Origin of the sequence: Rhizobium sp. BK313 (genome assembly GCF_014193655.1) — a bacterium.
Lineage (GTDB): Bacteria > Pseudomonadota > Alphaproteobacteria > Rhizobiales > Rhizobiaceae > Rhizobium.
Genome location: NZ_JACHZQ010000001.1, coordinates 2,135,204 through 2,162,105 on the forward strand (window position 1 = coordinate 2,135,204; position 26,902 = coordinate 2,162,105).

At 59.4% G+C, this 26,902-nt stretch carries 25 protein-coding genes; 8 read left to right on the forward strand and 17 right to left on the reverse strand.

Features of this window, described 5'->3' with window-relative positions; translation table 11 throughout:
- Positions 1–21 precede the first annotated feature (21 nt).
- From FHT86_RS10235 to FHT86_RS10245, 3 genes are all read right to left on the reverse strand, one after another.
- Positions 22–672, reverse strand: a complete 651-nt coding sequence (locus FHT86_RS10235; protein WP_246779422.1) for an EF-hand domain-containing protein — start codon at positions 670–672, stop codon at positions 22–24.
- Positions 673–934: 262 nt separating this feature from the next.
- Positions 935–1,441, reverse strand: a complete 507-nt coding sequence (locus FHT86_RS10240) for a superoxide dismutase family protein (RefSeq protein ID WP_133706693.1) — start codon at positions 1,439–1,441, stop codon at positions 935–937.
- Positions 1,442–1,585: 144 nt separating this feature from the next.
- The gene (locus FHT86_RS10245; protein WP_133706694.1) at positions 1,586–1,918 is read right to left on the reverse strand and encodes a hypothetical protein; all 333 of its coding nucleotides are present in this window, start codon (positions 1,916–1,918) and stop codon (positions 1,586–1,588) included.
- 301 nt (positions 1,919–2,219) lie between these two features.
- Between FHT86_RS10245 and FHT86_RS10250 the strand changes: the two genes are divergently transcribed.
- The 5 genes from FHT86_RS10250 (at position 2,220) to FHT86_RS10270 (ending at position 10,680) form a co-directional block, all read left to right on the forward strand.
- On the forward strand, positions 2,220–4,973 hold the full coding sequence (locus tag FHT86_RS10250; protein ID WP_133706695.1) for a DUF2339 domain-containing protein: 2,754 nt from the start codon (positions 2,220–2,222) through the stop codon (positions 4,971–4,973).
- Between the two features lie 72 nt (positions 4,974–5,045).
- On the forward strand, positions 5,046–5,699 hold the full coding sequence (locus FHT86_RS10255; RefSeq protein ID WP_183868570.1) for an HD domain-containing protein: 654 nt from the start codon (positions 5,046–5,048) through the stop codon (positions 5,697–5,699).
- A gap of 9 nt (positions 5,700–5,708) precedes the next feature.
- Positions 5,709–6,557 (forward strand): MOSC domain-containing protein, encoded by an 849-nt coding sequence (locus FHT86_RS10260; RefSeq protein ID WP_133706696.1) that lies wholly within the window; start codon positions 5,709–5,711, stop codon positions 6,555–6,557.
- A gap of 126 nt (positions 6,558–6,683) precedes the next feature.
- On the forward strand, positions 6,684–9,926 hold the full coding sequence (locus FHT86_RS10265) for an adenylate/guanylate cyclase domain-containing protein (RefSeq protein ID WP_133707126.1): 3,243 nt from the start codon (positions 6,684–6,686) through the stop codon (positions 9,924–9,926).
- 73 nt (positions 9,927–9,999) lie between these two features.
- A complete protein-coding gene (locus tag FHT86_RS10270) occupies positions 10,000–10,680 on the forward strand; it encodes a peroxiredoxin-like family protein (protein WP_133706697.1) in 681 nt (226 codons plus the stop codon).
- Here the strand turns inward: FHT86_RS10270 and recO are convergent.
- The 11 genes from recO to rpoZ all read right to left on the reverse strand — a co-directional run bounded on the left by recO (position 10,677) and on the right by rpoZ (position 19,950).
- A complete protein-coding gene (gene recO / locus FHT86_RS10275; protein WP_133706698.1) occupies positions 10,677–11,456 on the reverse strand; it encodes a DNA repair protein RecO in 780 nt (259 codons plus the stop codon). The two genes, FHT86_RS10270 and recO, sit on opposite strands and share 4 nt — an antisense overlap.
- A 58-nt stretch (positions 11,457–11,514) precedes the next feature.
- Positions 11,515–11,901: a response regulator gene (locus FHT86_RS10280; protein WP_133706699.1), complete on the reverse strand. Its 387-nt coding sequence runs from the start codon at positions 11,899–11,901 to the stop codon at positions 11,515–11,517.
- A gap of 335 nt (positions 11,902–12,236) precedes the next feature.
- Entirely contained in the window at positions 12,237–12,989 is a 753-nt protein-coding gene (locus tag FHT86_RS10285) for a Crp/Fnr family transcriptional regulator (protein WP_133706700.1), read from the reverse strand.
- A gap of 82 nt (positions 12,990–13,071) precedes the next feature.
- On the reverse strand, positions 13,072–14,016 hold the full coding sequence (gene era / locus FHT86_RS10290; RefSeq protein ID WP_133706701.1) for a GTPase Era: 945 nt from the start codon (positions 14,014–14,016) through the stop codon (positions 13,072–13,074).
- A gap of 22 nt (positions 14,017–14,038) precedes the next feature.
- Positions 14,039–14,758 carry a ribonuclease III gene (rnc, locus tag FHT86_RS10295; protein WP_133706702.1) on the reverse strand — a complete coding sequence of 240 codons (720 nt, stop codon included), beginning with the start codon at positions 14,756–14,758 and terminating at the stop codon, positions 14,039–14,041.
- A complete protein-coding gene (gene lepB, locus FHT86_RS10300; protein ID WP_133706703.1) occupies positions 14,755–15,501 on the reverse strand; it encodes a signal peptidase I in 747 nt (248 codons plus the stop codon). The genes rnc and lepB overlap by 4 nt, the downstream gene beginning before the upstream one ends.
- Positions 15,502–15,616: 115 nt before the next feature.
- Positions 15,617–16,021: a holo-ACP synthase gene (gene acpS / locus FHT86_RS10305; RefSeq protein WP_133706704.1), complete on the reverse strand. Its 405-nt coding sequence runs from the start codon at positions 16,019–16,021 to the stop codon at positions 15,617–15,619.
- 40 nt (positions 16,022–16,061) lie between these two features.
- Positions 16,062–16,649 carry a DUF2062 domain-containing protein gene (locus FHT86_RS10310; RefSeq protein ID WP_133706705.1) on the reverse strand — a complete coding sequence of 196 codons (588 nt, stop codon included), beginning with the start codon at positions 16,647–16,649 and terminating at the stop codon, positions 16,062–16,064.
- 229 nt (positions 16,650–16,878) lie between these two features.
- A complete protein-coding gene (locus FHT86_RS10315; RefSeq protein ID WP_133706706.1) occupies positions 16,879–17,028 on the reverse strand; it encodes a DUF3563 family protein in 150 nt (49 codons plus the stop codon).
- A 192-nt stretch (positions 17,029–17,220) separates the two neighbouring features.
- Positions 17,221–19,446 (reverse strand): bifunctional (p)ppGpp synthetase/guanosine-3',5'-bis(diphosphate) 3'-pyrophosphohydrolase, encoded by a 2,226-nt coding sequence (locus tag FHT86_RS10320; RefSeq protein ID WP_133706707.1) that lies wholly within the window; start codon positions 19,444–19,446, stop codon positions 17,221–17,223.
- Positions 19,447–19,545: 99 nt separating this feature from the next.
- Positions 19,546–19,950, reverse strand: coding sequence for a DNA-directed RNA polymerase subunit omega (gene rpoZ, locus FHT86_RS10325; protein ID WP_133706708.1), 405 nt, complete (start codon positions 19,948–19,950; stop codon positions 19,546–19,548).
- Between the two features lie 311 nt (positions 19,951–20,261).
- Here rpoZ and FHT86_RS10330 point away from each other — a divergent pair, with 311 nt between their 5' ends.
- Positions 20,262–20,846, forward strand: coding sequence for an NYN domain-containing protein (locus FHT86_RS10330; protein WP_133706709.1), 585 nt, complete (start codon positions 20,262–20,264; stop codon positions 20,844–20,846).
- 62 nt (positions 20,847–20,908) lie between these two features.
- Here the strand turns inward: FHT86_RS10330 and smpB are convergent, their stop codons facing one another.
- Complete coding sequence (gene smpB / locus FHT86_RS10335; protein ID WP_133706710.1) at positions 20,909–21,388, reverse strand: SsrA-binding protein SmpB; 480 nt, start codon at positions 21,386–21,388, stop codon at positions 20,909–20,911.
- A 138-nt stretch (positions 21,389–21,526) separates the two neighbouring features.
- A complete protein-coding gene (gene dapA, locus FHT86_RS10340) occupies positions 21,527–22,411 on the reverse strand; it encodes a 4-hydroxy-tetrahydrodipicolinate synthase (protein ID WP_133706711.1) in 885 nt (294 codons plus the stop codon).
- A 218-nt stretch (positions 22,412–22,629) separates the two neighbouring features.
- Between dapA and FHT86_RS10345 the strand changes: the two genes are divergently transcribed.
- Positions 22,630–24,684, forward strand: a complete 2,055-nt coding sequence (locus tag FHT86_RS10345) for a lytic transglycosylase domain-containing protein (protein ID WP_133706712.1) — start codon at positions 22,630–22,632, stop codon at positions 24,682–24,684.
- An 83-nt stretch (positions 24,685–24,767) separates the two neighbouring features.
- Positions 24,768–25,661 carry an alpha/beta fold hydrolase gene (locus FHT86_RS10350; protein WP_133706713.1) on the forward strand — a complete coding sequence of 298 codons (894 nt, stop codon included), beginning with the start codon at positions 24,768–24,770 and terminating at the stop codon, positions 25,659–25,661.
- A gap of 129 nt (positions 25,662–25,790) precedes the next feature.
- Here the strand turns inward: FHT86_RS10350 and FHT86_RS10355 are convergent, their stop codons facing one another.
- A complete protein-coding gene (locus tag FHT86_RS10355; protein ID WP_133706714.1) occupies positions 25,791–26,885 on the reverse strand; it encodes a porin in 1,095 nt (364 codons plus the stop codon).
- Between the last annotated feature and the right edge of the window lie 17 nt (positions 26,886–26,902).

Below are 26,902 nucleotides of genomic sequence, written 5' to 3' on the forward strand. Positions count from 1 at the left end.
AGGCTATGCGAGGGCGGCCGATCAGGCGGCAACACTATCAGACGGATCAGGGTCATACTGACCGTAGGTATTCTGGTAGACATTCATCGAGGCTTGCATCTCGCTGATGAAGACTTCCAAAGCGTTCTGGTCGGCATTGCCGCTGGTGCTCGTGCCATCGCTGTTGCCGCTGGAGGTCTGTTCCAGCGACAGCATGTCGGCGGCAGATGAGTCCGTGGGCTTCAGCACGTCGAGACCTTCGGCGAACTGATCCTTGTTCAGCGAGCCGGAGCCCTGGGTATCCAGGCTCTTGAACAGGTTTTCGGCGTCACTTTCACTCATGTCCTTCGGCCGTCCGGCCACGAACTCGTCGGACGAAACCTTGCCGTCGTGGTTGGTATCGAGGCTGGCAAACAACTGGTCCATCGGCGACTGATCCGACGAACCGTCGCTCGACGAATCCGTGCCGGTCTGGCCGCTGCCACTGGCGCCGCTCTGCTGCATCTGCAGCAGCATCGATGCCAGATTACTCGAGAATGCGTCCGTCGCGCTCGGGTCGCTGCTGCTATTGCTATCTTCGTCGGTGAGTACGCTTGCCGACAGAAGACCGGACTGCGCTGCTTCCTGCAGCTCTTGGGCGTCCACAATGCCGTCGTGATTGGTATCAAGGGGACTGTACGAGGCAGCGGTCATGCTGCTTCCAACTGAAGAAATACCACTCATCCAAATCTCCTAAAGTAAAACGCCATCAAGCGTTTTCGGTGGGACGCAGTACGCTCGTTGAAATGCCAATTGGGATAGGCCGATTTTCAGAGGCGGTCAAAGATAGGTGTTAATTGATCATTAACCCCAATTGACAGGCATCGAATCATATTGGCGGTGGGCCTCCGTGCGATGGAGACAACCGGTGCTTTGCAAGAATCGAGACGAATGCCCGAATCACCCTTGAGGCAATCTATTCGATAACTGCGCAAGCCAGCCGCTTGCCGGCACCGCCAACGGGCTGGCTGCGGTAATCATCCGACTCCGCATGGATCATCAGCGTCCGGCCGCGAATGCCGTTCTGCCCGTTCAGCGTCACCATGCTGTTGAATACCTGCGCCCGCAGCTTGCCATACTGATCGACATATTGATTGGGCATGTCGCCTGCATGCGGGCCGTTGGCCGCGAGCAAGCCGTGCTCGGCCTTGGTAGGATTGAAATGGCCGCCGGCGGATTCGAACCCGTGCCTATGGTCGCAACGATCATTCTCATGGATATGGAAGGCAACCCAGCGGTTGACCGGCAGACCGGAGACGTCGAGTTCGATCAGGACACCCGTCTTCGCCTCAGTCAGGACCGCCCGCCCTGCCTGTTTGCCATCGGGACCGACAAAATTGGCAATCGCCGTCTGCTTGTCCTGCGCCATCACAGGCAGGCCTGCCGCCAAGGCCAGAGCCGCGGCAATAACAATAGTCCTCATGGAACATCCTCCCGTTTAACGTCAATGCAACGCATCACAGGGACGGGTGTTCCCGCAAAGAGAGAAATGAGCAAGGTTCGAACACCAATGAGCGGTCCGCCGTTAACCGGCGAACCGCTCCGATTGTTTGAGCAAAACGGCCGGTCAGGCCGCCATGCTGTCCACGTCGTACTGGCCGTAAGTGCTGTTGTAAGCATCCATCGGCGTCAGCAGATCGAGGTCGAAAGCGCTGTTAGCTTCGGGCGATTTACTCGCCGTCGTAGCGCCGCCACTGGGTAGTTGCATGAGCTTTGCCATCAGACTGCCCAATGCGCCGTTCGCGTTGCCGTTGTCGATCGCATCGGTTTCGAGAATGCCCGGACGCTCGTCGGCCTCGCGCTCTTCACGACTCAAAACACCATCGCCATTCGCGTCGAGCCGCGAAAGCGTACCGCGATAAGGATAAGTACTGTTGGATGTGGAAGATACATGGGACATACAAACCTCCTAGGGTAGGAGCCGCCTCATGCGACGTCGTTTGTACGCAATACGTTCTGGTTAAACTACATGTGTAGATAGGCTGATTTGCCGCTTGGGTAAAGACGAATTGTTAATGAGTATTAACAATAGTTCCCAAGTTATAAATCGTAATTCACTAATAAGACGATGATGGTGGCCCCTGCGATGCGTTTTACATCTCATCGCGTAATTCCCTGGAATCATAGGGAAAATCGGCTGACCGCCCCTTACTGTCCCGCTCATTTCGTATAATGTGACGACAAAGGCCCATGGAGGGGACATGACGGAACTGCTGCTGATCTTGATTGTGGTCGTGGGCATTTTGATACTTCGCAGCTACAATCAACGGCTACAACGGCTGGAAAGCCGCATTCTAGAGCTGCAAAATGCGATTGCCGGCCATGTGTTGGCTGTTGGAACCGGCGAATCAGCAACAGCCGCAGAGTCTGCTGAGATGGCCTCCCAGCTCCCCGACATTCCAACACAACTATCGACCGAAACCGTCGCAGAGCCAGTGGCCGAATCGGAAGCGGCTGATGTCGCTGCACGCAGTTCCCCAGAGCAAGCGGAGGACGTAATCGCCGCCCCGATTGCGCAGAATAACGAAAGCCTGGAGAGCACGATCGGTGCCCGCTGGGCCGTATGGGTGGGCGGCATCGCGCTGGCGCTCGGCGGCGTGTTCATGGTCAAATATTCGATCGAAAGCGGCTTGCTCAGCCCCGCGGTGCGACTGGTGCTTGCCGCCGTCTTCGGCTTGATCCTTGTCGCCGCCGGCGAAATCATCCGGCGTCGGTCCGGGCCGGTGCTTGCCAATACCTTCCAGAACGCGATGATCCCCGGCGTGCTGACAGCGGCTGGCGTCGTCGCGCTGTTCGGCTCGACCTATGCTGCTCATGGCATTTACGGCTTCATCGGGCCGGCGAGCGCCTTCCTCCTTCTCGGGCTGATCTCGCTCGCCACGCTTGGCCTGTCGCTCCTGCATGGCCAGGCGCTTGCGGGTCTCGGGTTATTGGCTTCCATGATCACGCCGGCACTTATCGCCCCGACGGCGCCGAGACCCTGGACGCTGTTCGGCTATCTCGTCTTTACCTGGCTCGCCACCACTGCCGCATCGCGCCTGCGCCGGTGGCACATCGCACCGTCCTTTGCCAATGCCCTTCTCAGCATCTGGCCACTGCTTTACATCTTCAATAGCGACGTGGTCGACCTGGCACCGGTCACTCTGGCCATGCTGGGGATGATCGCCGGCACGATTTTCGTTTGGCCGGGACGCTATGAAGCAGCAGCAACGGCCGGGGAAAGTGCCCGATCGGCCGAAACCGATGGACCGTCGACCTCGCCACCCGCCAGCCATTGGACCGCGTTCCTGACGCGTGCGCCGCTTGGGATGACGCTGACGGCATCCATTGGCGCCGCCGCAGTCGCCTTGTCGTTGCTGGCCTACAGCCTTTTGAACGGATACCCGCTTCCGGATGCCTCTCTTCTCTTTGCTGCGATTGTTGCGACAGTCGCGGCCTTCGGCGCCGGTCGTATATATGCGGCTTGGGCGGCAATCTTGTCTTCCATAGCCGCCGGCTTTGGCATGTTCGTCGCTCTTGCGCACCCAACAAGCGGCACGGATTGGAACATCGTAGAGGTCGTCCCGGCGCTCTATGACGTTGTCGTCTACGATGGTCTCGGCCTCGGCGCGGCCTTCGTCCTTGTCGGCTTCTTCTTTCTCAAGCGGTTCGGCGAAAGCGAAAGGCCCTTTGCGGCGCTGTGGAGCGTCATCATGGTCGCCACGCCGCTGACGATCGCCGTGATCAGCTACGTCACCTTCGGCAACTGGACGCGCGACTGGCTTCACGGGCTTTATGGCATCGGGCTTGGCATTGTTCTGCTGGCGCTCGCCGAATGGCAGAACCGCCTATCCCCGGAAAACGAAATGGCGCTGCCGACCAATATCCTCGCCGCCGGTTCCTTCGCCGCTTTCGTCTTCGCCCTGCACACGCTTACCCATGACGCCACCCCGACGATCCTGCTGCCGGTGCTTGGCATGGCCTTTCTCTTGGCTGGACGCATTCGCTCCTGGCCTGCCTTGCCCTGGACGATGGTCGCGGCGCTGATCATCACACTGGGGCGCATCGCCTGGCAGCCGACCATCGTCGACCCGGGTGAGCTCGGCACGACGCCGGTTTTCAACATGCTGCTTGCCGGTTACGGTATCCCCGCGGCACTCGCCGTCTGGGCCGCCTTCGAGGTCAAGCGTTCGCCGGACCTCAGACTGCGCAACACCCTGCAGGCACTCGCAAGCTTCCTGGTGCTGCTGACGATCGCCATCCTGGTGCGCCATGCGATGAACGGCGGCGTCTTGAATGCGAACGTTCCGACGCTTGGCGAACAATCGATCTACACATTGCTGGCGATCGGCGCTTCGGCGACGCTGATGGCGCTCGATCTCAGCGCATCGAGCCCCGTCTTACGTTATGGCGGAATGGCGCTCGGCGTCCTCTCCGTCATTCTGATCCTGACGCTGCATCTGGTCGGGCTTAACCCCTTCGTGACAGGCGAAAGCACAGGGCGGATTCCCTTCTTCAACCTCCTGCTGCTCGGCTATCTTCTGCCAGCGCTCGCCTATGGAGGGTTGGCGTTCTATGCGCGGAGCAAACGGCCCCTGCCCTATGTGACGATGCTTGCCGTCGCCGGTGCGGTCATGGCCTTTGCCTGGGCAACGCTGTCGGCGCGCCGCTTTTGGCAGGGCGAATATATCCCGTTCTGGAACGGCTTCATTCAAGGAGAGCTTTATTCCTACTCCGTCGTCTGGCTGCTGATCGGCATCGCCCTTCTCTGGCTTGGCGCGCGCTTCGATGCCCGCAGCCTGCGTATCGCATCGGCCGCGCTGGTGTTCGTCGCTGTCGTGAAGGTCTTCCTGATCGACATGGCGAACCTGGAGGGCTTTCTGCGGGCGCTGTCCTTCATTGGTCTCGGCGCAGTGCTGATCGGCATCGGCCTGTTCTACCAGAAGGTCCTGACCGGCAAGAAAGCAACGGAATGATTGCGGCGAATCTCTGCGCTCGGTAGGAACGCAGGGATTATTCCGACAGATCATTCCGACGCGGGGCCGAAGATGGACACCAATAGAATGGCGCGGGCTTTTGCCCCGTTCGAGGCGCTGGCTGCAGACCTCATTCCGCACGCAGCCAACGGCGACGACGGCTCGCACGACATCGCCCATATCCTGCGCGTCTTCAAGAACGCGATGTCCATCCAGGCAGAAGAAGGCGGCGACGCTCGCATCCTTGCCGCCGCCGTGTTGCTGCATGACTGCGTCTCGGTGGAGAAAAATTCGCCGCATCGAGCGCAGGCATCAAGGCTTGCGGCCGAGAAGGCCTCAGGCATCCTGAGGGAGCTTGGATGGACCGGCGAGGATATCGCCGCCGCGGCGCACGCTATCACCACGCACAGCTTCTCCGCCAATATTCCGCCGGAGACGCTGGAGGCGAAAATGTTGCAGGATGCCGACCGACTGGATGCGATCGGCATGGTCGGCGCTGCCCGTTGCTTCTATATTGCAGGCCGCTTGGGCTCCGGCCTCTACGATCCGTTCGATCCTCTCGCCGTAGAGCGGCCACTGGATGACAAGCGCTTCGCCATTGACCATTTCGAGACAAAGCTGTTCAAACTGGCGGACGGGTTCCAGACCGAAACCGGCCGGAGGTTCGCGGGCGAGCGGCATGAGCGGTTGAAGACGGTGCTGGCAATGTTCATCGACGAAATCTGAGGGCTATTCATGCGGGTCAGCGATCTCTTCATCTATCCGCTCAAGAGCGCACGCGGCATTGCCATTCCATCCGCCACTATCGACGCTTTCGGCCTGATCGGCGATCGTCGTGCCATGCTGGTCGAACCTTCCGGCCATTTCATCACGCAACGCGAATTGCAGGATCTTGCCCGCATCGACGTCCAGCCCGGCCCCTCCTACCTGCGTCTGAAAATGGAGGGCAAAGCTGACATTATCGTGCCTCCGCCGCACCAGGACAACCGCATGGACGTGGACGTCTGGAAAGCGGTCGTCAACGCCTCCGTTGCCGACGACGAAACGAACAAGGCGTTGTCGGTCTGGTTCGGACGCCAGGTCAAGCTGGTCTTCTTCGACAGTTTCGCCAAGCGGATCGCCAACCCTGAATGGGCTAGCGGCGAGACGCCGGTTACCTTTTCCGATGGATATCAGATCCTCGTCACCACCACCGGCTCGCTCAAGGCGTTGAATGCCGATCTTGCCGCTCATGGCGAAGGTTCGGTCGGCATGGAGCGCTTTCGTCCGAACATTGTCATCGATTGCGACGAGGAATGGCTCGAAGACCGCTGGGCGGCGATCGAGATCGCGGGTATCCGCCTCGATCTGGTCAAGCCCTGCGCCCGCTGCATCATGACGACGCAGGACCAGAAAACCGGATCGCGCGACGTGCCGAACCCGATGCCGGCCATGGGGCGCGTCCGCATGTCCGCGGACCGCCGTGTCCCTGGTCCGCTCTTCGGCTGGAATGCCGTGCCGCGCGGCGAAGGCTCGGTGAAGATCGGCGATACGATGACTGTGATCGAAGAACGGCCGGAGGGCTGGACATTCAAGCGGCGATAGTCGCTCCGCCGCCCATGTTTGGTACTTGCGGGGCTGGGGCAGCAGGTTCATGCTTAGCGCCTGTTTTGAAGCCCGCAGTTGCGGTTGGAATAGCCGTAACACATGGGCTTTCGCGAGGTGCGTGCGATGGAGTGCGCCGGCTGCGGTTTCGATATTCGGAGCGGCTTTGCTTTCTGTCCGCGATGCGGCGCAAAGCAACCCATCTCCTGCGCTGCTTGCGGCTATCCCTGTCAGCCTGATTTTGCCTTCTGCCCCAGGTGCGGCGCCTCGATTTCCGACAAGACCCAACTCCCAACGAAGCCAACCATCGAGGCCATGCCGGTAAAATCTGAGGGCGATGCCGACCGACGGCCGGTGACAGTGCTCTTTGCCGATCTCTGCGGCTTCACGACGCTGAGCGAGCAGATCGACCCTGAAGTCATGCGGGTGCTGCAGAACGAGTTGTTCGAAGAGATGACTCAATCGGTCGAGGCTTATGGCGGCTTCGTCGACAAGTTTGTCGGCGATGCGCTGCTGGCGCTGTTCGGCGCGCCGGTCGCGCATGAGGACGATCCGGTACGGGCGCTGAATGCGGCACTCGATATGATCGATCGGGCGACGCAGGTCGGCGAGCGCTGGCGGCGACGCGCCGGTGTGCCGCTTCGCCTGCATATCGGCATCAACAGCGGCCCTGTCGTCACCGGCGGCTTCGGCGCGGTCAATACCAAATCCTATTCCGTGACCGGCGACACAGTGAACACCGCCCAACGCTTGCAGTCCATGGCCGGCGAAAACGATATCCTGGTCGGGCCGCTGACCTATCGCCTCACCCGCCATGCCTTTGCCTTCGACAGTCTCGGTGCGCAAACATTGCGCGGCAAAAGCGGCGACGTCCTTGTCCATCGGCTGACGGGACCATTGGAAGCGCCGCATACAGCGCGCGGGCTCGAAAGTTTCGGCCTTCAGGCGCCGATGATCGGACGCGATACGGAATTGTCGCGGTTGCTGACGTGCCTCGATCTCGCCTGCGGCGGTGCGGCGCAGCTTGTCCGACTGATCGGCGAAGCGGGTATCGGCAAGTCTCGGCTGGTCAACGAATTCATCGGCATCGCCGGTAATGCTGCCCGCTTCCAGGGTCTCGCCATCCGCAAAGCGACCTGCTCTCCTCTCGGCGAACAATCCTATGGCACGCTTGCCGCGGTCGTGCGCAGCGCTTACGGCATCGGCGAACGGGATAATCTCGATAGGACGCGTCAGTTGCTGACGACAGGATTCCGCGCGCTCGATCTCACACAGGAAGATGTCGACGGGCTTTTGCCGCTCTTTCTGCATGTCCTCGGTCTCGGTGATCCCAATGGAGCGCTACGGCACATCGAGCCGGAGCAGTTGCGGCGGCAGATCTTCTATGGGGTCCGCACCGTGTTCGAACGGCGGCTGGCGCAGGGTCCGCTACTGCTTGTCATCGAGGATCTGCATTGGGCGGACGCCGCTTCGCTGGAGGTGCTGCGCTTCATGATGGATCGGCTGGAGCGTAGCCGGCTGATGCTGCTTGCGATTTACCGGCCGACATCGCAGATCGACCCGTTGGACTCCAATCGTGTGAGCGTCACCGTGCAACGTCTTGGCCCGTTGATTGCAGCCGACGGGCAGAAGCTGCTTGCCGCCTTTTTCGGCGAGGTTCACGGCAAGTTGGTCACGATGCGTAAGCGCATCCTCGACCGCGCCGGCGGCAATCCGCTCTTCATCGAAGAAATCCTTCGAGGTCTGATCGACATGGGCACGTTGCACAACGACGGTCAGCGCTGGCATGTTGCGGCGGAAGACACGGATGTTGATATTCCGGTGAATCTGCAGGCCCTGTTGCTCGCCCGTGTCGATCGTCTGCCTCAGGAAATAAGACGGTTGGCGCAGGAGGCGGCGGTGGTCGGCCCGAAGTTCGATACCGCCCTGCTTCGCAGCGTCGCCACCGAACCGGCTGCAATAGACGCTGCGCTGGATTATCTCTGCGATGCCAACATCATCGAGGAATTGCGCGGGCCCGATGCCGGCGTTTCTCCCACCTATCGCTTCAGCCAATCCCTGTTGCACGACGTCATCTATCATAATCTCCTGCAACAACGGCGCGTGGAGCTTCATCGCCGTATCGGCGGGGTTCTGGAACGCCAATACGGTTCGGCGCCCGACCGGCCCGAGCATCTGGCGCAACTCGGCCATCACTTCAGCCTCACCACCGAGAAGGCCAAGGGAGCTACCTATCTGATGGCGGCGGGCGATATAGCACGGAAGACGTATGCCAATGACGATGCGATGCGTCTCTACCGTCAGGCGCTTGCCGCCTTAACAGACGAGCCGGAGGTGACGTCGGAGCAATTGGCGCTTCTGGAGCGTCTTGCCGATCTCTGCGGTCCCGCCGGTCTCCGCGACGCCGCCTTGAACCATTATCAGCGAGCGCTTGCGACCCACCGCAGCCGAGACGATCGGATCGCCGCAGCAAGGATATTGCGAAAAATCGGCCGCTTGCATCTCGATGCGGGGCGCCGCGACCAGGCGGAGACGCATTGTGCCGAGGCCGAAGCCATGATCGCGACGATCGATGCGCCGGTCGAACATGCGCATCTCCTGCAGGAGCGCGGCCATCTGGCCTTCCGCATGGGGGACCAGGCGGCCGCCGCCGAATGGGCGACGCAGGCCCTGCAATGTCTGCAAACGCTACCTATCGATGGAACGACAGAGGCCGGACGGGAAGCGGCGCGAGCGATGGCCGAGGCACTGAATACCAAGGGTGCAGCACTTGCGCGGCTCGGACGTCGCCGCGATGCCGTGCAGGAGGTGGAGCACAGCCTGTCTGTAGCCGAAAAGGCCGATCTGCAGAGCGCGGCCTGTCGCGCCTATTCCAATCTCGGCGTCCTCTACACGATTGTCGATCCGGCCAACGCCATCAAGATCTGCCGGCGGGGGCTGGAGGTTGCAACCCGCATCGGTGATCTCGGCTTCCAGGCACGCCTTCTCGCCAATCTCGCCGTTTCCTGTTGTACCTTTACCGATCGCTGTGCCGCCGAGGGTGTGCCGGCAGCGGAGAGGGCAGTCGAAATCGACCGGGCACTCGATCAGCGCGACCATCTCTCCGTCCCATTGATCGTCCTTGGACAGATCCATCAATGCCACGGGCAGCCGAAGCTAGCTCGTAAGTATTACGAGGAAGCCCTTGAGGTTGCGAAGGAAATTGACGAGCCGCAACTGCTCTTTCCGTGCTATGATGGTTTGGCGACACTGAGCCTCGAGCATGACGACATGGACGAGGCGGAACGGTATTTCACGCTGGCACAGGATGTGTGCACCCGCCACAATCTCGATCCAGGCACACTCGTCGTGTTGCCGTTTCTTGACTGATTGTCCCCGTCGCAATGACCGCCGGAGATCCGTTAGGCGAATCGATTCAGGTACATAGATGGAGGAACGAAACATGCAGGATAACCACGCCGAAAGACCATTGAAGCCTGGAGATCGCGCGCCGAACGTGGTGCTGGATGCGATCACCCGCCAGGGCAAGATCGCCATCGACGATTTTCGTGGCCAAAAACCGGTGCTCGTCGGGTTGTTCCGCGGGCTGCATTGTCCCTTCTGCCGCCGGCAGATCGCCGCCATGGCCGAGCTCACCGATGCATTGCAGGAGAAAGGCATCGATAGCCTGACCGTCGTCAACACGCCGATCGAACGCGCGCGCCTCTATTTCCGCTACCATCCGCTTCCAAATCTGCTGGCCGCTTCCGATCCGGATCGGGTATCGCACAGAGCCTTCGGCCTGCCCAACATGCAATTTACCGACGAGGAGACCGACTGGCCACGTCATGTCAATATCGATGAGGTCAAGTCGATGCGCGTGGACATGCCGGGCGAACTCCCTGAAGCAATGGACCCGTATGCGGCTGTCGCCTTCCTGGACAAGGCGGACCAATATGATTTCACAGAGGATGACCGGCAGATGATCGCAACCGGCGAAGGCCAGCTCGTCGGCGAATTCCTTTTGGACCGCGACGGTGTCGTACGCTGGGCCTTTACCGAAGTCGAGGGTGACGGCCGCCATATGTTTGGCATTCCGGCGCCACGCGAGGTGATGTCGGCGGCATCGAATATCGCTGTCTAGCGTTTGGCGGCGATGACCGGCTGCTCCAGCGGTCGTTCGAGGGACGCGGCGTTCACTGCCTTCAGCGCCGCTTGGATGAAACCATCGCGCGCTGCGGCGATCTCTATGCCGCGCGGCTCGTAGACATGGCGATGCAGGAAGAAGCCGGTGAGCCGGAAGGCAGCGACAAGGCTTTCGCCATCAGCCGCCTCGGCGGCACCGGCGGCAAGGAAGGGCGGCAGCGGCAGCATCTTGTCAGCCCATGGCAAACCTGCCGCACGGCAGACGGCACGTCCTGTCTTCGGTGAAACGAAGGCGAGATCGTCGCGCACGCCTGTCGCTGCACATTCGGTCAGGTCAAGACCGAAGCCAAGATCGTTGAGTACGGCCAATTCGAACCGAACGAAGAGCTCGCCGGCATCCATCGGATTCTGCAGGTTTTCCAGGATAACATCGAGTGCGTCATAGAGATGCGGATGCGGATCCCGCTCCGGCAACAGACGCAGTAGCGCACCCATCGCCTGCACGCCATAGACGGCGGTCGCCGTTTCCATCAGCCGTGCCGCCCGCAATCGCACCGGCTCCATGCGGAATTCGCCGAGATGTTCGTGCAGCCGCGCCCGCCATGTCACTTCGACCAGATTGCCCGCCTGCAGTACCGGCTGCATGGCGCGCGACCGGCCAGAGCGCACCAAACCCATATGCCGGCCGCGATCACGCGTCATCACCTCGGCGATGACGCTGGTCTCGCCGAGGCGCTTGACGCCCAATACGATTGCCTGATCCTGCCACTGCATCGGCCGGTTTATCCCGCAGAATGTCGTGATTCGAGTTTAGGACAAACGGCAGGCGCTGTCACATGGGAGACGATCCGCTCGACGGGCTGCTTGTCGATGATAATTTGTCGACGAATGCCCGCATGGCAGCTTCATCGAAAGGCTTGTTGAGCAACGGCACGTGCCGCAAGTCCGGTGGGAAGTCGAGCGTATCCGGATAGCCGCTGACGAAGCCGAAGGCGATGCCACGCTCGACCAGCAATCGGGCAAAGCCGAAACTCATCGACTCCCCGAGATTGACATCCAGCATCGCAAAATCATAACGCTCCGTATGAACGGCGTTGACCGCCTGCTCCAGGTTCGAGGCGATTTCCACCTCCTCGACCCCGACAAGACGAAGGATTTCCTCCGCCTCCATGGCAATGATCAGATTGTCTTCCAAAATGAGAACGCGCTGAACCGTCATATCAGCGCCATCCTCGCATTCGTACGCCAAGTGGCGCCGTGCCCCGTATAAATTCCCACATCTATCCCTCCGGCGCCAATCATCGGCCCGTGTTGAATGGATGGCATTCCCCCATCCGTGTTGGCTAGATCTCATGTGACATGACCTTGCCCTCACCGCTTCGCACTTTTTGTCCCGCGGGACTATGGGCTCGTCATCATGCTCCAATCGCATTTGCCGCCGCGGTTAGTAAAAGGTGAAACTGGTCGAAAAGTGACGAGAACGGTAGTCTATGCTGATACACCAGCCACAACATTTAAAAAAGACATGCTGCAGGTCACATCAATTTCGTGGGGTCAGATGAATGGCCGCGCGCCCGCATCCAACCCTTCCCACTTGGCGAGGGCCGCGAGCCCTTCACCATTCAACACATCGCAACCGCGTTCCTGCCAGCGGATCAGCCCGCGCCCCGACAGCTTTTTCAATGTCTTATTGGTATGAACGATGGAGAGGCCGAGCGTATCGGCGATGTGCTGCTGCGTGATCGGGATGACTTTGCTGCCGTTGAAGAGATGCAGGACACTGGCCCGCTGATGCAGGTAGGCGAGCAGATAAGCAGCTCTTTCCAGCGCAGACCGGCGACCGATGCTTAAGAGATGTTCGTCCAGAATGCGTTCTTCCCGCGCGGCGATCCATGTGAGATCGAAGGCGAGCGACGGATGCTTGTTGTAGAGCGTCATCAGTTCCGCGCGCTCGAAGACACAAAGCGAGACCGGCGACAAAGCCTCGGTCGAATGCTGCATCTCGCCCATGATCGAGCCCTGCAGGCCGATTAGGTCGCCGGGCATGACATAATTCAGAATCTGCCTGCGCCCGTCTTCGAGTGTCTTATAGCGAAAGCCCCAGCCGGAAAGAATCGTAAAGAGGTGAGCGCTATGGGCACCCTCGAGGAAAATCGTCGCGCCAGCGTCGACGACAAGTTCGCCCTTCTTGAATTCTGCGACGAAACTCAGTTCCTCGCGATTGAATTCACGGAAATGCGGCAGTTCCCGCAGCGGACACTGTTGGCACGGCGTTTTTTGCCTGTGCATCGTTGTCGTCTTGGCCATGGACATCCCTCGGATCGCGCCGGCTGAAGCGATCTGCACGACGACTGTCGCAATGTAAGACACTCAACGGGAAATTGTTCCATCAGCGCGGAAACTCGAGCCCCATTTCACGGAAGCGTTCCGGATCGTCGCCCCAGTTCTCACGCACCTTGACGAAGAGGAAGAGGTGCACCGGCTGTTCGAGAATTTCGGACAGTTCCTTGCGCGAGGCGGTCGAGATCGCCTTGATCGTCTCACCCGCTTTGCCGAGGGCGATCTTCTTCTGACTTTCGCGCTCGACGTAGATCACTTGCTCGATCCGCACCGAGCCGTCCTTGCGCTCTTCCCATTTTTCAGTCTCGACATGCGAGGAATAGGGCAGCTCCTGGTGCAGGCGCAGGAACAGCTTCTCGCGGGTGATTTCCGCGGCGAGCTGGCGCATCGGCAGGTCGGAAATCTGGTCCTCGGGATAATACCACGGACCTTCCGGCAGCGTCTTTGCCAGATAGTCCATGACATCGTCGCAGCCCGAACCGTTTTCGGCCGAGATCATGAAGGTCTGTTCGAAGGCAATCTTCTCGTTGGCGGCGGCGGCAAGCGCCAGCAGATCTTCGCGGCGAACGCGGTCGATCTTGTTCAGAACAAGGATCTTCGGCTGGAAAACTTCCTTCAGCCCTTCGAGAATGGCTTCGGCATCGCCGCGTATTCCGCGCTCGCTGTCGATCAGGAGCATGATGAGATCCGCGTCCTTGGCACCGCCCCACGCGGTGGTCACCATGGCGCGGTCGAGGCGCCGGCGCGGCTTGAAGATGCCGGGCGTATCCATGAAGACGATCTGCGCATTGTCATGGATGGCGATGCCGCGCACGATGGCGCGCGTCGTCTGCACCTTGTGGCTGACGATCGACACCTTGGCGCCGACGAGCCGATTAACGAGCGTCGACTTGCCGGCGTTCGTCGGGCCGATGAGAGCCACGAAACCCGAATGCGTCGGTGAATTGTTTTCGGCTACGCCTTCACCGGCGGCCACGTCTTCCTGATCTGTCATTATATCCGTCGTTTCTGGGCAGTCATTTCTGAGTAGGCTGGGCCTGCCAAATACCTTCGCGCTCCAAAATCCGTGTCGCGGCCACCTGCTCGGCGGCGCGCTTGGAGCGTTCTATACCGGTCTCGGGCGCTGTTCCTGCCACTTCCACCGTCACCGTGAAGCGGGGATCATGATCCGGTCCGCTGCGGTCATCAACCCTATAAACGGGTGTGACGCCGAATTTCGCATGCGCCCATTCCTGCAACTCCGTCTTGGCGTCGCGTCTTGCGCCATCGGGACGGATGGCGCGACGCTCCCAGTACCGCAAAATGAACTTGCGCGCCACTTCGAGGCCGCCATCGAGATAGAGCGCTGCAATCAGGCTTTCGACGACGTCGGCGCGCACGTTCAACATGCGCTTGCCCGTCAGTTTCTTCACGTCGGCGCCCGTGCGGATGAAGAGATGCAATTGCATCTCATCGGCGACTTCGGCGCACGTCTCGGCACTGACCAACTGATTGAGGCGCACCGAGAGCTCACCCTCCGTCGCTGTACCGAAGGTTTGAAAAAGCAACTCGGCGATGCACAGGCCGAGAACCCGATCGCCGAGAAATTCCAGCCGCTCGTAATTGCCGGCCTTGTGCGTTCGGGCGCTGGCATGCGTCAGAGCCCATTCGAGGCGCCCCTTCTCGGCGAATTCGTGGCCTATTGCGGCTTCAAGCCTGACACGATCCGCCTGCGGGAGCGTCTGCGTCTTCGTCATTCGACAACCTTGAAGAGGCGATCCCAACGCATGTTGGTCGGCCATTTCCAGATTTCACGGAACGAGGTGTCGTGACCGAGCGAGAAGAAGATAACGCTGGCGCGACCGATCAGATTCTCGGCCGGCACATAACCGACGTCGAAACGGCTGTCGTCGGAATTGTCGCGGTTGTCGCCCATCATGAAATAGTTGCCCGGCGGCACGACATATTCCTGCGTGTTGTCACCGCGCGACGTCTGCGACAGGTCCAACGTATCGTAGACCTTGCCGGTATCCGGCAAGCGCTCGCTGTAAACGGGAATATCGTCGCCGGGCTCCTGGCTGTAATCCGAAGCGAAAGTGCCATGCGGCTCACGCGGAACGGCCTGGCCGTTGATGTAAAGGATGTCGTTCTTCACCTGAATACGGTCGCCCGGCAGGCCGATGACGCGCTTGATATAGTCAACATCCGGGTTCGGTGGGAAGCGGAACACCACGACGTCGCCACGCTTGGGTTCGCTGCCGAAGATGCGACCACTGAACAGATCCGGCGAGAAAGGCAGCGAATATTTCGAATAGCCGTAGGCGAACTTGTTGACGAAGATATAGTCGCCGACAAGAAGCGTCGGCATCATCGAGCCGGACGGAATGGTGAAGGGTTGAAATAGTACCGTGCGGATGATCATGGCCAGGACCAGAGCCTGTACGATGACCTTGATGTTTTCCCACAGGACATTCTGCTGTTTTTCGGCTTTCTCGGACACGCAGTCTTATTCCTTTTTCGCACCCCACCGGCGCACTTTACTTTCAGGCACTCTCTATCCGCTTCATACCACGGCGGCAATGGCGCAGGTATTAAAAGCGACACACGGTCGTCATTCAGCCCGCAATCGGCAGTGCCTCGATTATCACGAAGGCTTGAGCGAGAGGGAAATCATCCGTTATCGTCAAATGAATGGCGGCGCGGTGATTTTCCGGCACCATCGCAGCCAGTCTTTTGGCCGCACCGCCCGTCAACTGCATCGTCGGCTTGCCGCTCGGCAGGTTGACGACACCCATGTCGCGCCAGAAAACGCCCTGCGCCAAGCCTGTGCCAAGCGCCTTGGAGCAGGCCTCCTTGGCGGCGAAGCGCTTGGCGTATGACGCTGCCTTATTCTTGCGCCCCTCGGATTTGGCGCGCTCGATGTCGGTGAAACAGCGTTCCGTGAACCGCGCGCCAAAGCGCTCGATCGATTTTTCGACACGGCGGATATCTATAAGGTCGCTGCCTATCCCGATGATCATGAGAAGGCCCTCCAGCCGGCCGCCGCGACGTCGCGCTCCGTCAGACGCTCGATGCGTTTTCGGCAAGCGCCAGGCGCTCGCGCGCCCGCTCCATCAGCCGCGCCTTGCGGCGGCTCTTGAAGCTCTTCACACCATAATAGGTCAGCGCGTAGACGATGATGCCTGTGACGATTGCCGGTGGAATGCCTCCGATCAGCATCGGTTTCAGGATCGGGTCCCAAATCTGCAGGAGATCGCCCTTGTGCCATAGCGCCGGAAGGTCGATCCCACCACCCTGCCCGCCGCTGTCGCGCGCCAGGATCAGATGGCCGATTTCCCATGTGAGGCCCCAGATGAAGGGATAGGTGATGGGATTACCGGCAGCCAAGCAGCCGAGCGCGGCCGCGATCACGTTGCCACCGACGAGATAGGCGATGATGATCGCCATGACGAAGTGCACGCCAATGAACGGGGTCCAGGAAACGACGATGCCCGCGGCAAAGCCGGCTGCCACCGAATGAGGCGAGGCGGCAAGGCGCACCAGGCGTTTTCCGAAATATTGGAACGAGCGAACGAAACCCTTGCGGGGCCAAAGGTGCTCCCACAATTTTTCCTTCAACGTCAGTGGTTTTCGGCGGCGAAATAACATGCGGCTTATCTAGTGCACCGAGGGCCGTCATGACAAGAGCGGCAAAGCGTATCATGCGCTGATTATCCAGCCGCAAAGACTATACTCTTCGGAGCAGCCGTATGTTCAAAGAACAGGAAAAGGCCACTCTAGCTTTTTTGATCTGGAACATCCTGTCCGCGTTCAGCGGAATGCTCCAAGGGCGCAACAACAGGTACGCCCCTTCCCATTTTGGAAGTATTATCAGCGTTTAACGATGGCGGAACATGCCGCGATCGACCTGACGCTGACGATATTCAAGGTCAAAGCGGTCGTGCGAGCCATTCAGATAGGCCATTTCACGTTCTGCGGCACTCGGAACACGCAGGGCGCGGGCGAATTTCTTGATCGGACCAAACATTGTCTTATCTCATCTCTGTTTCGTTTCTTCGATGACCAGAAGATAGGCGTGACAAAGGTTAATTACCACCGCTCTAAAATACACACAGCCATGCAATAAACGCATAACCGTGTGTGGGAGTGGCCAAATTTGATCACAAAATGATCACAAAATATGCAATCCGCATCGGATCGGGGCGATCGCCAAGGATAATTATTCGTAAAGCCGTTTTACGGTGGCGATGCAATCGAGCTCCTTGAGCTGTACAAGGAGCTGATTGAGCTGGCGCAGGTCCCAGACTTCGACATCCAGGGCCATCTCGGTAAAGTCGGCAGCAACGCGCACAGTGTTGAGAACGCGGATGTTGACGTCAATGTCGGCGACCGTCTGCGCAACCTTGGCGAGCGTGCCCGGCTCGTTAAGCGCATTGATCAGGATACGGGCGGCGAAACGGGACTTGTTGGCCTCATCCAGATCCCACCGCACGTCGATCCAGCGCTCCGGCTGGTCGTCGAAACGCTGCAGTACCGGCGACTGGATCGGATAGATGGTGATGCCCTTGCCCTTTTCCATGATACCGACGATGCGGTCCCCGGGAACGGCGCCGGTCGGAGCGAAATGCACTTCGACGTCAGCCGCCAGGCCACGGATTGGCAGGGCATCGACACCTTCGACGCTCGCGGCGAGATCAGCCTTGGTCTTGCCGGGGATCTTGAAGATCATGCCGGAGGCGCTGCGGACGTTGAACCAGCCTTCATCGCCGGCGGGCTTGACCGTGACGCGTTCGTCCTGATGATCGGGATAGACGGCGCGCAACACATCGAGCGACGACATTTCCCCTCGCCCGACGGCGGCGATTGCATCCTCGACATCCTTCTGGCCGAGGCGGTGCAGCGCCGGCTTCAGCGCGTCGCGCGAAAAGACCTTGCCAGCGCGTTCGAAGGTGCGCTCCAGGATACGGTGGCCGAGGCCAGCATATTGCTTGCGGATGGCAAGTCGCGTGGCACGGCGGATGGCGGCGCGCGCCTTGCCGGTCACGACGATCTCTTCCCAGGCGGCCGGCGGCACCTGCACGCCGGAGCGGATGATCTCCACTTCGTCGCCATTGGTCAGACGCGTCACCAGCGGCATGATGCGGCCGTTGATCTTGGCACCGACCGTGGTGTCGCCAATATTGGTGTGAACGGCGTAAGCGAAATCGATCGGTGTGGCACCGCGGGGCAGCGCGATCAACTTGCCCTTCGGCGTGAAACAGAAGACCTGATCCTGGAACAGTTCAAGCTTGGTATGCTCGAGGAATTCTTCGGGGCTGTCGCCCTCCGCCAGCGCCTCGATGGTGTGGCGCAGCCAGGAGTAGGCGTTGCTTTCGCGCGACAGCAGCTCGCCATCACCATTGTTGTTGGTGCCGTCTTTATAGAGCGTGTGGGCGGCGATGCCGAATTCGGCGATTTCATGCATGCGCTTGGTGCGGATCTGCAGCTCGATGCGCTGGCTGGACGGACCGACGATGGTAGTGTGCAGCGAGCGGTAATCGTTCTGCTTCGGCGTTGAGATATAATCCTTGAACCGGCCAGGCACGACGCGCCAGCGCGTATGCACAATGCCGAGCGCGCGGTAGCACGACGGAACGTCGTCGACGAGGAGGCGGAAGCCATAGACATCGGAAAGCTGTTCGAAGGAAAGCGACTTCGACTGCATCTTGCGGAAGACCGAATAGGGCTTCTTCTGCCTGCCCTTGACCATGGCGTTGGCGAGGCCGTTGGCAACCAGCAGGTCGCGCAGTTCGGTCTCGATCTTCTTTACCAGACCCTCATTGCGCCGCGACAATTCTTCGAGACGCTTGGTGACCGTGTCGTGCGCTTCGGGATTGATGTGGCGGAAGGACAGCTCCTCCAGCTCTTCGCGCATGTCCTGCATGCCCATGCGGCCGGCAAGCGGCGCATAGATTTCCATCGTCTCTTCGGAAATGCGGGCGCGCTTCTCCGGCGACATGTGGTCGAGCGTACGCATATTGTGCAGGCGGTCGGCCAATTTGACCAGGAGGACGCGGACGTCGTCGGAAATGGCAAGCAGCAGCTTGCGGAGATTTTCAGCCTGCTTCGCCTTCTTGGTGACGAGATCAAGCTTCTTAATCTTGGTCAGCCCTTCCACCAGGCGACCAATATCCTCGCCGAACAACTCATCGATTTCGGCGCGCGTCGCGGTCGTGTCTTCGATCGTGTCATGCAGGAGGGCGACGGCGATCGTCGATTCATCCAGACGCATGTCGGTCAGGATGGCAGCAACTTCGAGAGGATGGGAAATATAGGGATCGCCGCTGGCACGCTTCTGCTGCCCATGCTTCTGCATCGCATAAACATAGGCCTTGTTGAGAAGTGCTTCATTGGCATCGGGCTTGTATTTCTGCACACGCTCAACAAGCTCGTATTGCCGCATCATTCCCAAGCTACTCCAGCAAAATAAAAGCGCGCCAGTCATACGACCGGCGCACGCATCATTTCATCATATCGCTCTTGGTTAGAGCATCAAGCTCGACGATCAGTAATCGTCGCTTTTTTCCGGCGGAACAAGGCCTTCGATGCCCGCCAGAAGCTCTTCTTCCGACATCTGGTCGAAGGTGACGGCTTCCGGCTGATCTTCTTCTTCATCGCCCGAAGCCGAAGCGGTACCGCCGCCAGCCAGGAGGCTTGCCGGATCAGGTTCGGGCTCGTCGACTTCGACGTGCTTCTGCAGCGAATGGATCAAGTCTTCCTTCAGATCGTCGGGAGACAGCGTCTCATCGGCGATTTCGCGCAACGCAACGACCGGGTTCTTGTCGTTGTCGCGGTCGATAGTGATCGAGGAACCCTGCGAAATCAAGCGGGCACGGTGGCTGGCGAGAAGCACCAGCTCGAACCGGTTTTCTACTTTATCAATGCAATCTTCTACTGTGACACGGGCCATTGCCTGTCCTTTGCGGTCGTGATGTCGTCATCATGTCTCGGAGTAGCACGCCCGATACAAGCAAACGATGGCAAATTCAAGTTTTTCCTGCTTTAGGGCTGCCAATCCCCTTACAATGCGCTAAAATTCATTAGACAACTTACGTATTCAACTTAAGATTGCTTGGAATATCGCGAATCGTGCCCTAAATCTCGGTTATATGAATAATTCATAAAGTAATAAGAATTATTCTTGGGGGTCATACAAGACATTGTTTTGACTGCATTTTGAGTAAAAGTAATTGCGTTATGGTAACAATGGATATGTAAGCGATGTTCGATCCACGCGAAAAAATTGCACTTTTTATCGACGGCGCCAATCTTTACGCCGCATCAAAAAGCCTCGGTTTTGATATCGATTATCGTAAGCTGCTAAAGGCTTTCCAGAAGCGCGGATATTTGCTGCGTGCCTACTATTACACGGCACTTATCGAGGATCAGGAATATTCTTCGATCCGCCCGCTGATCGATTGGCTAGACTATAATGGCTACAAGGTCATCACCAAGCCGGCGAAGGAATTCACCGACTCCATGGGCCGCCGCAAGATCAAGGGCAACATGGATATCGAGCTGGCGATCGATGCCATGGAGCAGTCGGAAACTGTCGATCATCTGGTGATCTTCTCCGGCGACGGCGACTTCACCACCCTGGTGGAAGCGCTGCAGCGCCGCGGACGCAAGGTGTCCGTCATCTCCACCATGGCGACCCAACCGCCGATGATCGCTGACGACCTGCGACGTCAGGCCGATCACTTCATCGACCTCGTATCGCTAAAGGCCGAAATCGGTCGTGATCCCTCCGAGCGCCCACAGCGCCCCGTTGAACCGACACCTGCCGCTGCGGATGTAGAAGAATAGTCAAGGAAATGCGGAGCTTTATCTCGCCTATGCGTACGAGATAAAGCTCCGCATTTGCCTATTCACCCATTGTCCTTGAGCAACCGGCTCTTCTGCCGGTTCCAGTCGCGTTCCTTCTCGGCCTCGCGCTTGTCGTGGATCTTCTTGCCCTTGGCGAGCGCCAGTTCGAGCTTGGCGCGGCCGTTGTCGTTGAAATAGATCTTCAGCGGGATCAGCGTCATGCCTTCGCGATTGACGGCAGAGCGCAACCGGCCGATCTCGCGACCTGAGAGCAACAGCTTGCGACGGCGGCGCGGCTCGTGATTGAAGCGGTTCGCCTGAAGATATTCCGGCAGATAAGAATTGATCAGCCAGATCTCGCCACCCTCGTCCGAAGCATAGGATTCGGCGATGTTGGCCTTGCCCTCTCGCAGCGACTTGACCTCCGTGCCCATCAGCACGATCCCTGCCTCGTAGGTATCAATGATCTCGTAGTTGAAGCGCGCCTTGCGGTTTTCCGCGACGATCTTCTTCACCACGCGTTGGCTGCCTTTGGGTGCCATGGTTCTTCTTCTTTTTTCGTGCGTCAATTCCGGCAGCGGCCACCGGCGCGCAAGGTTTCAAACCTTAAATAAGCGAGACCGCCCTCCTTGTGAAGAGAGCGGTCTCGACAGAAGATTAGCGAGCGCGTTTGCGTACCGTCAGTTCAAGAGACCGGCGTGGCGCATGGCGGCATCGATTGCCGCTTCCGTGCCCGGCTCCAGTGTCGAGAGCAGTGGCGAACGCACATTGCGACTCATGCGGCCGAGACGAGAAAGGCCGTACTTCGCTCCACAGAGGCCTGGTTCCAGGAAAATCGCCTTATGCAGCGGCATCAGGCGGTCCTGATAGTCCAGCGCCTTGGCATAGTCACCGGCAAGCGTCGCCGCCTGAAATTCGGCACAGAGACGCGGTGCGACATTGGCCGTCACTGAGATGCAGCCGACGCCGCCATGAGCATTGAAGCCAAGCGCCGTCGCGTCCTCGCCGGAGAGCTGGCGGAAGTCGCGGCCGCAGGTGATGCGCTGTTCGGAAACGCGCTCGATCTTGCCGGTCGCGTCCTTGACGCCAACGATATTGGCATGCGCCTTGGCAAGCGCGCCCATGGTCTCCGGCGTCATATCGACGACTGAGCGGCCGGGAATATTGTAGATATAAATCGGCAGCTTCACTGCTTCGGCGATGGCCGAAAAATGTGCGTAAAGCCCCTTCTGCGTCGGCTTGTTGTAGTAAGGCGTAACGACCAGAACCGCGTTGGCGCCGACCATCTCGGCATGCTGCGCAAGCTCGATCGCCTCGCGCGTATTATTGGAGCCGGCGCCGGCCATGACCGGAACGCGCTTGCCCGCCACTTCGATGCAGAGCTCGACAACCCGCTTGTGCTCATCATGCGACAGGGTCGGCGATTCACCCGTCGTGCCGACGGGAACGAGTCCACTGCTGCCCTCTTTGATCTGCCAATCAACGTGGGAAGCGAAGGAAGCTTCATCCACCTTGCCGGCGTCAGTGAAGGGCGTAACGAGTGCGGGAATGGACCCCTGGAACATGCAAGTCTCCTCGCGGCGCCGCTTTCATGCTTCAGCCGCAATCCATGGTTATGAATCCGCGCACCATAGAGCGCCCACTTGACGGCGACAAGCACGCTTTCGATGGTACAGGGCAGTTTCCGATATCATAATTGATTGAAATTCGGGCCAACGCTAAGGTTTCGTTAATATAAGTTTCGGCAAATGGAGGGGGCCTATTTTTTGTTGTGAGTAGCCGGATGAAAAGACCTGTCATGATCTTGACCGCTATGGGCGTGGCGGTCGCGTGGAGTACTTTTGCCTCACAGCTTCCCGGCGAACAGACATCGGTCCCAGAGACAACCGATGTGGCGATGACTATGCCGGATCCGTTGAACACTGGATCGATTCCGCGCGGCTCTGCCATCGCGCCCGTAAGCGGCGACCTGAAGGCCGGCCTCGATGCACTCTCCAGCAAGAATCCGATGCAAGCGCTCGCCATCCGCAACAGCATGGGCCAGGGTACGCTCGACCGTCACATCTTGACCTGGGCGATCGCCACCTCGGGCCAACCCGGCGTTCCCTCCGGCGAAATTGCCGCGGCTGCACGCGAGCTCGCCGGTTGGCCGGGTCTTGCCAGCCTGCGCGGCAATTCCGAACGCGCGCTTTACACTGAAAATCCGCCGGCCGATCAGGTGCTCGCTGCCTTCGGCAATACGCAGCCGGAAACCCCGGAAGGCGCGGTCGTCCTGTCTCGCGCGCTGGTTTCGCGCGGTGCGTCGGCGCAAGCTGCCAAGCTCATCCGCAAGATCTGGCGCAATGAAGGACTCGATAAGACTTTCGAAGACAAGATCCTTGCCGAATTCTCCAGTCTGCTGTCGCCGGCTGATCACAAGGCGCGCATGGACTATCTGCTCTATCGCGGCCGCACCGCGCAGGCCAAGCGTTTCGGCGACCTCGGAAGGGCGCAATCGCTCTACAAGGCTTGGGCAGCTATCAACAATCGCTCGGCCAATGCTGGAGCTTTGCTTGCCAGTATGGATCCGCAATGGCGCAAGGACCCCGCCTATCTTTTCATGCGGATCGAGAACCTGCGCCGCCAGGATAAATATGATGATGCCGCCAATCTGCTGACGCAAATGCCGCGCGACCGCAGCGCGCTCGTCAATACCAGCCAATGGTGGGACGAGCAGCGCATCGTCAGCCGCGGCCTGGTGGATCAGGGTGAGTTCAAGGCCGCCTATCGCGTCGTCGATGCCAACGTCGCGGAGAACCCGCAGGATGTCGGAGAGGCGGAATTCCATGCCGGCTGGTATGCGCTGCGCGGGCTGCAGGACGGTGCGACGGCCGAGGCCCATTTCCGTAAGATTCTGCAGGTATCGAACGGTCCGATCTCGCTATCGCGGGCCTGGTACTGGCTCGGCCGCTCCGCTGAAGCTGGCGGTCCCGGTAAGGCGGCAGATTTCTACGTCAAGGCCGCCTCATATCCGAGTACGTTCTATGGCCAGCTCGCCGCCGAGAAACTTGGCCGGCGGACGCTGAACGTCGCCTACCCCTCGCCGACAACCGAAGACCGGCAGCGCTTCCAGTCCCGCGAAGCCGTGCAAGCCATCGCACGCCTCGAGGCAGCAGGTCATGGCTGGAGGGCTGACGCCCTCTATCGCGCATTGGCGAAACAATTGCAGAGCCCCGGCGAGATCGCCATGCTGGCGGCGCGGGCCGAACGCTCCGGAAATCATCAGCTTTCCCTTCAGGTCGGCAAGATCGCCTATGGCCGTGGTGTCGATGTTGCAGCACTCGCCTTCCCGATCGGCGTCATTCCGGACAATGCCAATATCTCCGGCTCGGGCAAAGCGCTCGCCTATGCCATCGCCCGGCAGGAAAGCGCCTTCAACCCGGCAGCGGTTTCCTCCGCCAATGCGCGCGGCCTGCTGCAGCTTCTGCCGAAAACGGCCAAGGCAGTCGCCGGCCGTCATGGCATGGCTTATTCTGCGGACAAGCTGACACAGGACGCCGGCTACAACGCCACATTGGGTGCCCACTATCTCGGCGAGCAGATCGACGCCTTCGGCGGCTCCTACATTCTGACCTTCATTGCCTACAATGCCGGCCCGAACAAGGTTCCGGAGTGGATCAGCCGCTACGGCGACCCGCGCGGCAAATCAATCGACGATGTCGTCGACTGGATCGAGCGCATCCCCTTCCCCGAAACGCGCAATTATGTCCAGCGCGTCATGGAAAATTATCAGGTCTACAAGGCCCGGCTCGGCCAGAAGACCGATATCGAGCACGATCTGATCTACGGACGCGGCTGACCTCTGCGTCGGAAAGTGCGATTGTTCAAGCCGCTAAAATAGCGTTACATCCCTCGTACAATGCTATTCACGAGGGGTTATCCATGAGCAGTGACGATGAAAGCGGCTTTATTGTCAGAACAATCTCGGCACCGGACGGGTTAAGGCTCTATGCACGCGATTACGGCCGCGCCGATTTGGCGACCTCGAGCTTGCCGCCGATCGTCTGTCTGCCGGGTCTGACGCGCAACTCGCGGGATTTTCATCAGTTAGCATTGCTTTTGTCGCGTGATTCGATCGTGCCGCGCAGGGTGATTGCGCTCGATGCCCGCGGACGTGGCTTGTCGGCGTGGGACGACGACAAGAGCCACTATAACCTCGTGGTCGAGGCCCAGGACGTGCTCGCAACATGCGCGGCTCTGAATATCCCAAAGGCCATTTTCATCGGTACGTCGCGCGGCGGGCTCATCCTGCACGTGCTTGCCGCCAGCCAACCCGATATTCTGAAGGCAGTCATTCTCAACGACGTCGGCCCCGTTCTCGAAAAGGAAGGGCTTGGCGATATCCGCGACTATCTGAACCGCGACAGGAAACCAGCCGATTGGAATGACGCCATCGAAATTCTCCAGGAGAATCACGGCCGCGCTTTCACGACACTTACGGGAGACGACTGGCGCGACATGGCGCGGGCGATCTATACTGTCGCCGATGGGAAAGTCGTAGCGGATTTCGATCCCGCTATTGCCGCGCAGATGAAGTCGCTTGATCTTGAAGCGCCGCTCCCGGATCTCTGGCCACAGTTCGAGGCGTTTCAGAACATCCCGCTGATGGTGATTCGCGGAGAGAACTCGAAACTCCTGACGACGGCTACGCTTAAAGAGATGGCAAGGCGCCATCCCGGCATGACGACAAAGATTGCCGGCGGGCAAGGACACGCTCCGATTCTGCATCTTGGGGATGTTCCGACTGCAATCCAGGATTTCCTTGCGACGGTTTGAATTCCACGCATCGCCAATAGCCGCAGTGCAAAAAAGAAAAGGCCCGGTTGGGAAAACCGGGCCAATCCTCTTCTGATCGGAGGTCAGATCAGAGTATGAACGACGTCAAATTCGGTTCTGCGAACCGAATTAGAAGTTGCGCTGGAAGCGGAGGATACCAGCCCACTGATCCTGGTTGACAGAATCGAAGTTGGTGTAGGTAACTTCCGGCTCGACGAGCAGGTTCTTGACCGGGTTGTAACGAACGTTGGCGGTAACTTCCAAGATCTTCGAGTCGGTGTAGGCAACCTGAGCGTTCGCCTGCAGCTTGTCGTTGATCGGAACGGTGAAGCCACCCCAAACTGCCCAGTCGCCCCAGCCGCAGAGATCGCCACGGTCAGCCGGGCAAGCAGATGCGTTCAGGTTGGTACCAGCGTACTGGTTCAGCTTCTTGCCGTCGGTGTTCCAGCCGCCCATCAAGAAGGCCTTGAAGACGCCGAAGTCGGCATCGACGCGAGCCTTGATAGCGCCTTCTTCAACGATGGAGTCATAACCGCCGACAACCTTGAAGGCCCATGCGCCAGCCTTGTAGCCAGCACCGGCAACAACGTTCGGAGCATAGTGGTCAGCCTTGGACTGAACCCATGCGCCGCCGAAGGTCGTCGAATCAGAACCAGAGTTGCTGTCTTCGAGCGAGACGATAGCCGTGAAGCCGTTGCCGGCGTCGTAGCTATAGGTCAACTGGTTGAGTTCGTACGGGCCGTCATAGATCACGTCGTCGTTGATGACGTTGCCGGCGTAACCCATGTACAGGTTGTACTGCGAGTCCTGCTTACCGACCAGGAAACCGCCGAGGCTGATGTTAGCCCAGAGCAGCTTGGTGGTGGTGGCGCCGCCGTCGTTCCAGTCGAAACGGTAAACGGTGTCGGTCTTCAGCGGACCGTATTCCGTGTCGGAAGCCGTATCGATGCTGAGCTGAGCGCGGGTATGCCAGTAGGTGCCGCGGTTACCGGTCGGGCCCGGATTGTAGGCGTTGTACCAGCCGCCTTCCGTACGGACCATGCCGCCAACCTTGAGGCAGGTATCGGTGCCCGGGATGAAGAAGTAGCCAGCGCCGTATGCGTCGCAGATGCGAACGTATTCGAGCGGCTCCGGCTCAGCTGCGACGATGGCGTCAGCTGCATGAGCACCGGAAACTGCTGCCAGCGCAGCAGCGGAGCCGAGAAGAAGGCTCTTGATGTTCATAATAACTCCAGTTCTAA

What these genes read in the sequence shown, in the direction of transcription:
- FHT86_RS10235 (WP_246779422.1), bottom strand. Translation starts at nt 672, where the DNA reads ATGACCGCTGCCTCGTACAGTCCCCTTGATACCAATCACGACGGCATT.
- FHT86_RS10240 (WP_133706693.1), bottom strand. Translation starts at nt 1,441, where the DNA reads ATGAGGACTATTGTTATTGCCGCGGCTCTGGCCTTGGCGGCAGGCCTG.
- FHT86_RS10245 (WP_133706694.1), bottom strand. Translation starts at nt 1,918, where the DNA reads ATGTCCCATGTATCTTCCACATCCAACAGTACTTATCCTTATCGCGGT.
- FHT86_RS10250 (WP_133706695.1), top strand. Translation starts at nt 2,220, where the DNA reads ATGACGGAACTGCTGCTGATCTTGATTGTGGTCGTGGGCATTTTGATA.
- FHT86_RS10255 (WP_183868570.1), top strand. Translation starts at nt 5,046, where the DNA reads ATGGACACCAATAGAATGGCGCGGGCTTTTGCCCCGTTCGAGGCGCTG.
- FHT86_RS10260 (WP_133706696.1), top strand. Translation starts at nt 5,709, where the DNA reads ATGCGGGTCAGCGATCTCTTCATCTATCCGCTCAAGAGCGCACGCGGC.
- FHT86_RS10265 (WP_133707126.1), top strand. Translation starts at nt 6,684, where the DNA reads ATGGAGTGCGCCGGCTGCGGTTTCGATATTCGGAGCGGCTTTGCTTTC.
- FHT86_RS10270 (WP_133706697.1), top strand. Translation starts at nt 10,000, where the DNA reads ATGCAGGATAACCACGCCGAAAGACCATTGAAGCCTGGAGATCGCGCG.
- recO (WP_133706698.1), bottom strand. Translation starts at nt 11,456, where the DNA reads ATGCAGTGGCAGGATCAGGCAATCGTATTGGGCGTCAAGCGCCTCGGC.
- FHT86_RS10280 (WP_133706699.1), bottom strand. Translation starts at nt 11,901, where the DNA reads ATGACGGTTCAGCGCGTTCTCATTTTGGAAGACAATCTGATCATTGCC.
- FHT86_RS10285 (WP_133706700.1), bottom strand. Translation starts at nt 12,989, where the DNA reads ATGGCCAAGACGACAACGATGCACAGGCAAAAAACGCCGTGCCAACAG.
- era (WP_133706701.1), bottom strand. Translation starts at nt 14,016, where the DNA reads ATGACAGATCAGGAAGACGTGGCCGCCGGTGAAGGCGTAGCCGAAAAC.
- rnc (WP_133706702.1), bottom strand. Translation starts at nt 14,758, where the DNA reads ATGACGAAGACGCAGACGCTCCCGCAGGCGGATCGTGTCAGGCTTGAA.
- acpS (WP_133706704.1), bottom strand. Translation starts at nt 16,021, where the DNA reads ATGATCATCGGGATAGGCAGCGACCTTATAGATATCCGCCGTGTCGAA.
- FHT86_RS10310 (WP_133706705.1), bottom strand. Translation starts at nt 16,649, where the DNA reads ATGTTATTTCGCCGCCGAAAACCACTGACGTTGAAGGAAAAATTGTGG.
- FHT86_RS10315 (WP_133706706.1), bottom strand. Translation starts at nt 17,028, where the DNA reads ATGTTTGGTCCGATCAAGAAATTCGCCCGCGCCCTGCGTGTTCCGAGT.
- FHT86_RS10320 (WP_133706707.1), bottom strand. Translation starts at nt 19,446, where the DNA reads ATGATGCGGCAATACGAGCTTGTTGAGCGTGTGCAGAAATACAAGCCC.
- rpoZ (WP_133706708.1), bottom strand. Translation starts at nt 19,950, where the DNA reads ATGGCCCGTGTCACAGTAGAAGATTGCATTGATAAAGTAGAAAACCGG.
- FHT86_RS10330 (WP_133706709.1), top strand. Translation starts at nt 20,262, where the DNA reads ATGTTCGATCCACGCGAAAAAATTGCACTTTTTATCGACGGCGCCAAT.
- smpB (WP_133706710.1), bottom strand. Translation starts at nt 21,388, where the DNA reads ATGGCACCCAAAGGCAGCCAACGCGTGGTGAAGAAGATCGTCGCGGAA.
- dapA (WP_133706711.1), bottom strand. Translation starts at nt 22,411, where the DNA reads ATGTTCCAGGGGTCCATTCCCGCACTCGTTACGCCCTTCACTGACGCC.
- FHT86_RS10345 (WP_133706712.1), top strand. Translation starts at nt 22,630, where the DNA reads ATGAAAAGACCTGTCATGATCTTGACCGCTATGGGCGTGGCGGTCGCG.
- FHT86_RS10350 (WP_133706713.1), top strand. Translation starts at nt 24,768, where the DNA reads ATGAGCAGTGACGATGAAAGCGGCTTTATTGTCAGAACAATCTCGGCA.
- FHT86_RS10355 (WP_133706714.1), bottom strand. Translation starts at nt 26,885, where the DNA reads ATGAACATCAAGAGCCTTCTTCTCGGCTCCGCTGCTGCGCTGGCAGCA.